This window comes from Lamprobacter sp. (genome assembly GCF_034860625.1).
Taxonomy (GTDB): domain Bacteria; phylum Pseudomonadota; class Gammaproteobacteria; order Chromatiales; family Chromatiaceae; genus Lamprobacter.
The window spans coordinates 1-1,028 of record NZ_JAYESN010000604.1 but is presented as its reverse complement, the minus strand read 5'-3'; the positions used below and the strand labels follow the sequence as shown (position 1 = coordinate 1,028).

Annotated in this window: 2 protein-coding genes; one reads left to right on the top strand and one right to left on the bottom strand. The window is 62.0% G+C overall.

The features are described from left to right. Nucleotides 1–223: helix-turn-helix transcriptional regulator (locus VBE63_RS30160; protein ID WP_323686646.1), on the bottom strand; the 223-nt coding region annotated here is incomplete at its 3' end. A gap of 484 nt (nt 224–707) precedes the next feature. On the opposite strand from VBE63_RS30160, the gene VBE63_RS30155 reads away from it, so the two are divergent. Further along, the coding region (locus tag VBE63_RS30155; protein ID WP_323686645.1) for a DUF6444 domain-containing protein at nt 708–1,028 on the top strand (321 nt) is incomplete at its 3' end.

Sequence of the window (1,028 nt, the reverse complement as noted above, 5' to 3'; positions counted from 1 at the left end):
GTAATTGGTTGACGAGGGCATGCATCTCTTCGGGTGCCGCGCCGGCAGTGAGGGCGCTGATAACGGCGTCGATCTCATGGCTGGGCCAAGCGACGGCGCGTTGACCAATCTTGACCGGGCGTGGCAGCACGCCTGCGGCGATATCGGCATAGACACTGGCGCGGGAGCGGCCGATGCGACGTTCAACTTCGGGGCGGCGGAGGAGAGAGAGGGTGTGAGACATCGTTGCGGCATCCTGGTTGTGGAGATCAGTGCTGGGCGGGATAAGTCCCGCGCCCAGCGTGCTGTCTTCAGAAATCAGGAAGCGCCGCCGGTGCTTAATACCGGGCTTGGCCTAACGGCTGGTCAGGGATCGCAAGGCCCTTGCGGGCAGCCTGACGCTGAAGACCTTGCTAGCATCCACTCAAGCCGACTTCGCCCGCGATAGTGAAAGATCATCAATTTCGACACGTTTTGCGACGCAGCATTGCCTGCTGGTCTTCGCAGCCAGGGATTTTCTCCGCTATTGTCAGATGGGCAACGCTCTGAATCGAGCAACCGCGTTGCCGTTTTGGTAACCGTTCACGGCCTCCTGAACCCGAACTAGCTGACCCCTTTGGTCCTAGACTCAGAGCCGAGACCCGGTTAAGGTTGGCACATGCATCCGATCATGCACGCATCACAAGGCCGGCGCTGTTCGCCCGCGCTCGGGTTGATCACACTGAGCGATGACACCTGAGCAGGCACAAGCGATCTATGCGGCCGGGGAACAGGCGGTCATCGATCGCCTGTGTGCGCTCGATGCGCAGGTGCAGTCAGCTCAGCAGGAGATCGACACGCTGCAGCGCAAGCTCGCGCAGCGTGAGAAGAACGCCTCGACGTCGAGCAAACGCCCGTCGTCTGATGACCTCACCAAGCCCCATCAAGGCGCCAAGAACACCCCTAAGGGCCAGGGCAACACGATCGGCGGCCAACCCGGCCATCCGAAACACAGCCGCCCGCCGTATCCGCCCGAGACGCTCTCCAAGCTCCACGAGCACCGCGCCATC